The 5,054-nt window shown below is 68.6% G+C and carries 5 protein-coding genes; 1 reads left to right on the forward strand and 4 read right to left on the reverse strand.

Annotation, left to right across the window (positions count from 1 at the left end; translation table 11 throughout):
- Positions 1-51: 51 nt before the first annotated feature.
- Together AC13HU_RS31755 and AC13HU_RS31760 are read right to left on the reverse strand one after the other, a co-directional pair.
- Positions 52-1,560, reverse strand: a complete 1,509-nt coding sequence (locus AC13HU_RS31755; RefSeq protein WP_483045435.1) for an MFS transporter — start codon at positions 1,558-1,560, stop codon at positions 52-54.
- Positions 1,561-1,803: 243 nt separating this feature from the next.
- A complete protein-coding gene (locus tag AC13HU_RS31760) occupies positions 1,804-2,463 on the reverse strand; it encodes a TetR/AcrR family transcriptional regulator (protein ID WP_483045436.1) in 660 nt (219 codons plus the stop codon).
- 196 nt (positions 2,464-2,659) lie between these two features.
- On the opposite strand from AC13HU_RS31760, the gene AC13HU_RS31765 reads away from it, so the two are divergent.
- Positions 2,660-3,136, forward strand: coding sequence for a MarR family winged helix-turn-helix transcriptional regulator (locus AC13HU_RS31765; protein ID WP_483045437.1), 477 nt, complete (start codon positions 2,660-2,662; stop codon positions 3,134-3,136).
- Between the two features lie 86 nt (positions 3,137-3,222).
- On the opposite strand, the gene AC13HU_RS31770 is transcribed toward AC13HU_RS31765, so the two are convergent.
- Both AC13HU_RS31770 and AC13HU_RS31775 read right to left on the reverse strand, forming a co-directional pair.
- Positions 3,223-4,047 carry an ABC transporter ATP-binding protein gene (locus AC13HU_RS31770; protein WP_483045438.1) on the reverse strand — a complete coding sequence of 275 codons (825 nt, stop codon included), beginning with the start codon at positions 4,045-4,047 and terminating at the stop codon, positions 3,223-3,225.
- Positions 4,048-4,170: 123 nt separating this feature from the next.
- On the reverse strand, positions 4,171-5,054 hold an 884-nt coding region (locus AC13HU_RS31775), incomplete at its 5' end, for an MFS transporter (RefSeq protein WP_483045439.1).

Consider the following 5,054-nt stretch of genomic DNA (forward strand, 5'->3'; position numbering starts at 1 on the left):
GGCGGGGACCTGCCCTTTACGCGCAGGAGCCTGCAGCGCGACGGTTGAGCGTCAGTGTGCGACGACGGGGATGGCGACTTCCTCGACGGAGTCGTCGCCGTCGGCACGAGTGCCCGTGTTCTGGACACCGGCGTTCAGGAAGGTGAACGCAATGGCCGAGGCCGCGAGCAGGATGCCCATCGCCACGTAGATGGCGACGGAGTAGCCGTGGACCGCACCCTCGTTGATCAGCAGCGGGTTCTTCTTGTCAGCCGCACTGTGTATGTGGCTGGTGGCCCAGGAGGTGGTAGCACTGGCCGCCAGGGTGTTCAGCAGCGCGGTGCCGATGGAGCCGCCGACCTGCTGCGAGGTGTTGACCATCGCGGACGCCACACCGGCGTCCTCCGGCCGCACCCCGTACGTCGCCAGGCTCATGGCAGGCATGAACGCCGTACCCATGCCCAGGCCCATGAGGATCAGACCGGGCAGCAGCACCTCGGCGTAGCTTGAGTCGACCTTGATCTGGGCGAGGATGGCCATACCGATTGCGGCGACCAGGAAGCCGGGCGCCATCAGCAGCCGAGGACGGACCCGCAGCATCAGCCGCGCACCGATCTGGGTGGAGCCCACGACCATGCCGCCGACCATCGGCAGGAAGGCGAAACCGGACTTGAGCGCCGAGTAGTCCTTGACCTGCTGAAGGTAGTAGGTCAGGAACAGGAACAGGCCGAACATGCCGATGACGGCGAGACCCAGCGAGAGGTAGATACCGCCGCGGTTGCGGTCGGTGACGACACGCAGCGGCAGCAAGGCTGCGCGGACTCGCGACTCGACGAAGACGAACGCGGACAACAGCACCACGGAGGCGACGAACAGCCCGATCGTCACGCTGGAGGTCCAGCCGTCTGCCTCGGCGCGGCTGAAGCCGTAGACGAGGGAGATCAGGCCGGCGCTCGCGAGGACCACACCCGGGACGTCCAGACGGTTGCGGTTGCGGCCCTTGGCGGGCTCATGGATGTACGTGACGGCGCCGATGACGGCGACCACGGCGAACGCGATGTTGACGAAGAGCACCCAACGCCAGTTCAGGTACTGGGTCAGGACGCCGCCGAGGATGAGGCCGACGGCCGCGCCGGCACCGGCGATCGCGCCGTAGACGCCGAACGCCTTCGCGCGTTCCTTGGCGTCGGTGAACATGACCGCGAGCAGCGACAGTGCGGCGGGCGCAAGCAGCGCGCCGAACGCACCCTGCAGGGCGCGGGCACCGTAGAGCATGGCCGGGTTGACCGCGGCGCCACCAATGGCGGAGGCGACCGCGAAACCGAGCAGGCCGACGACGAACGCGTTCTTGCGCCCCCACAGGTCGGCGATACGGCCACCGAACAGGAGCAGACCACCGAAGGCCAGCGTGTATGCGGTGATCACCCACTGGCGATTACCGTCGGAGATGCCCAGCGCCTTCTGGGCGGAGGGCAGCGCGATGTTCACGACGGTCGCGTCGAGCACGACCATCAGCTGGGCGAGCGCGATAAATATGAGCGCTGTCCAGCGCTTCGGATCAGGTTGGAGCTGTTCAGGCATGAGTGGTCTCACAAAACGAGTCGCGGAGTGACAGGACGTGGGGACGTGTGTCAGCAAGTGGTCCAGGTGCGGATCGGCGTCCTCAACCCGGTTCCGGCGCACGAGGGGGGACGAGCGGTCTTCTGTGACGCCGGTCGGCCGCCGTAATGGCTGGCCGTTGCGTGCGGGTCGTGATCCGTGGCGTGATCAACGGCGCGGCGAAGTCGCCCACGCTAGTACCCGCCCAGGGTGACAAGCGAACGGTTAATGGCAGCCTTGCAGATCCTCCAGGGTCGCGGCGGTCCCCTCGAGTGTCGACCGCGCGGGGGCGCGCAGTCCGTCGAGGAAGAGTTGCAGGTGGCGTCGGACGAAGCGGTCGAAGCCGATGCAGCCGGTGCCCGGCAGCGGCCGGGTGAGCTGTGTCAGCGCGACCATCAGGTCGCCGACCGCGATGTCGCCGCGTATCTGGCCGGAGCACTGGGCCCGGTCCATGATCGCGGTGATCGCGCGCTCCATGCGGCGCACCTCGTACTCCACCACGGGCTCAGCGCGGTCGAACGCGGATGACACCATGGGGCACAGGGCACCAATCCGCTCTTCGGCGGCCTCGAAGGCGAACCGCTGGAGTGCCGAGAGGGCGTCGGGTTCCTCGGAGAGGGCGTCCTCGGCGCGCTGCGTGGTACGGGCCATCACCGACAGGGCGACCTGGCGGACCAGCTCGGTGCGATCCGTGAAGTGGCGGTACAGCGTGGCGTTGCCGACGCCGGCGCGACGCGCCACCTCGTCCAGGGGAACGTCGGGGCCGAACTCCACGATCGCCTCGCGGGCGGCGTTCACGATCCGCTCGCGATTGCGGGTGGCGTCCGCACGCAGCCTCGCGGTGCGCGGCTTGGCGGTGGTGCCGATGTCCAGCGTCACGGCCAAGCTCCTTTCGGCGGTCTGGATCCCCGTGTCAGTAGGCCCATGAGGGCCTGCGGCGAAACGGAGGCCCTCCCCGTTTGCACACGCCTGGTTAAACGGGGAGTCGATCCCCGGATATTTCCCGCGCATAAGTGATGAGCATCACACCCGATAATTCGCTTTTATTGAATCTTCAAGGATGCCCCTCTACGATGGGCCCATGAAGTGGCTGACCGAAGACGAGCAGGCGACCTGGCGGGCCTTCCTGCAGGCCACAACCCTGCTGGAAGACCATCTTGACCGTCAGCTCCAGCGGGACGCGGGCATGCCACACATGTACTACGCGCTGCTCAGCACACTCTCCGAGACGCCCCAGCGCCGGATGAGGATGACCGAACTCGCCGAGCGGACCAAAATCACCCGCTCCCGGCTCTCGCACGCCGTCGCCCGCCTGGAAGGCAACGGCTGGCTGCGCCGCGAGAACTGCCCCTCCGACCGCCGAGGGCAGCTCGCCGTGCTGACCGACGCCGGGTACGACGAACTGGTGCGCACTGCGCCCGGGCACGTCACCGCGGTCCGCACGGCGATCTTCGACCGGCTCACCCCGGAACAGGTCGAGCAACTCGCGGAGATCTCCCGGATCATCGCCGACGGCCTGAACCACCCGCAGGGAGCGGACCTGCCCTGGCTACGCTGAGCAACCGCCGCAGGCGGCTGAGCGGCCGTCTGCAGCTCTTTCGTCCCGAACTCGACTACAGGGAGCATCCCGGGCCCCGCAGGCGGTCAGCGGCGCCCTGAGCGGGCCAGCCACCGGCCTTCGTGCCTGCTGACCTCGATCGGCCGGCCGAAGCACTCGCTCATCCACTCCGCGGTGAGGACGTCTCCGGCGGGACCGGCGGTGAGCACCCGGCCTTCCTTGAGGAGCAGCACGTGGCCGATCGCCGGTGACAGCTCTTCCAGGTGGTGGGTGACGGTGATCGTGGCCAGAGCGGTGCGGATGGTCGCGAGCCGGTGCATGGCGTCGATGAGGTCCTCGCGCGAGGGGAGGTCGAGCGCGTTGAACGGTTCGTCGAGCAGCAGCAGCGACGGATCGGCCATCAGCGCCCGCGCCACCAGGATGCGCGCCCGCTGGCCGCCCGAGCACACGCCGAAGGCGCGGTCGGCGAGTTCCTTGATCTCCAACTCGGCCAGCAGGGCGTGCGCCCGCTCCCGCGCATCGTCGTCGCACTTGCGCCACAGCGGCTGCACGGTGCCGGTGTGGCCGGTCAGTACCACGGTGTGCGCGGTCGCGTCCTGCGGAACCTTCTGCGCGGAGGACACCAGACCGATGTGGGCGCGCAGCTCACGCATGTCGACCCGGCCCAGCCGGTGGCCGAGCACCTCGACCGAACCGGTCGTCGGGTGCATGAGGGCGCCGATCAATCGGAGCATGGTCGTCTTGCCGGCGCCGTTGGCGCCCAGTAGCGCCCAGTGCTCGCAGGAGCGCACGGTCCAGTCGATGTCGTCGAGGATCACCTGCCCGGTGGTGTACCGGCGGACGCTGACCGCGTCGAGAGCCGCGACCACCGGCGGTGTGGGACCGGTCGTGTCCTTGCCGTTCGGTGCCATGACGAAACGGTAGCTGTAGGCACCAACTGCCCGCAGGGGGGTTCCGCGATGTGGATACGGCCGCGCCGCCTGTACGCCTACCGCTGACCCGCTCTCGTTCGGCGGCCGTCGCCCCGGCGCCTGTCACACCGCGGTGCCCATGGCGGTCGGGTCGGACAGGCTCGCCGGCACACCGCGCCGGTACAGCAGCAAGGTGACCAGGAAGCCGACGGCGAAGAACCCGGCGGCCCACCAGTACGCCACCGAGTAGCTGTGCAACTGTGCCTGGGCGGCGACCGCGGCGGACGGCGGCTTGCCCGCCGCGTATCGGGTCGCGGCGCTGGTGGCCAGGGTGTTGAACAGTGATGTGCCGATGGAGCCGCCGACCTGCTGCGAGGTGTTCACCATCGCCGAGGCCACGCCCGCGTCGCGGGGTTTGACGCCCGCCGTGGCGAGGTTCATACCGGTGGCGAAAATCATGCCCAGGCCGACACCCAGCATGAGCAGCGGAGGCAGCACATGGGCCGCATAGGTGCTGTTGCGGTCGAGCGCCGTCAGCCACGCCATCGCGCCGCCGGCCAGCAGCATGCCGGTCGGGACGATCGGCTTCGCGCCGTAGCGCGGCACGAGGACGTTCGTCGTGGTCACCGACACGATCATGATGACGGCAACCATCGGCAGGAACGCCAGGCCGGTTTTCACCGGCGAGTACAGCAGCGTCCGTTGCAGGTAGTAGGTCAGGAACAGGAACACGCCGAACATGCCCGCGCCCGAGATGAACATCGCGAGGAACGACGCGCCGCGGTCACGGTCGCCCACCACGCGCAAGGGCAGCAGCGGTTGGCGTGCGCGCATCTGCCACCACACGAAGGCGAAAAGGAGCACGACACCGACCAGCAGGAACCCCCAGGTGCTTGGGGCGCCCCACGGGTGGCGTTCGGCGTTCGAGAAGCCGTAGACGATGCAGAACAGGCCGCCGGTTACCAGGATCGCGCCGGGCAGGTCGAGGGTGGGGCGATTGGGTGGGG

Source organism: Streptomyces sp. NH27, from assembly GCF_056859195.1.

Bases quoted from the DNA above. Each gene is read 5' to 3' on its own strand.
- AC13HU_RS31755 (WP_483045435.1), bottom strand. From the start codon at position 1,560: ATGCCTGAACAGCTCCAACCTGATCCGAAGCGCTGGACAGCGCTCATA.
- AC13HU_RS31765 (WP_483045437.1), top strand. From the start codon at position 2,660: ATGAAGTGGCTGACCGAAGACGAGCAGGCGACCTGGCGGGCCTTCCTG.
- AC13HU_RS31770 (WP_483045438.1), bottom strand. From the start codon at position 4,047: ATGGCACCGAACGGCAAGGACACGACCGGTCCCACACCGCCGGTGGTC.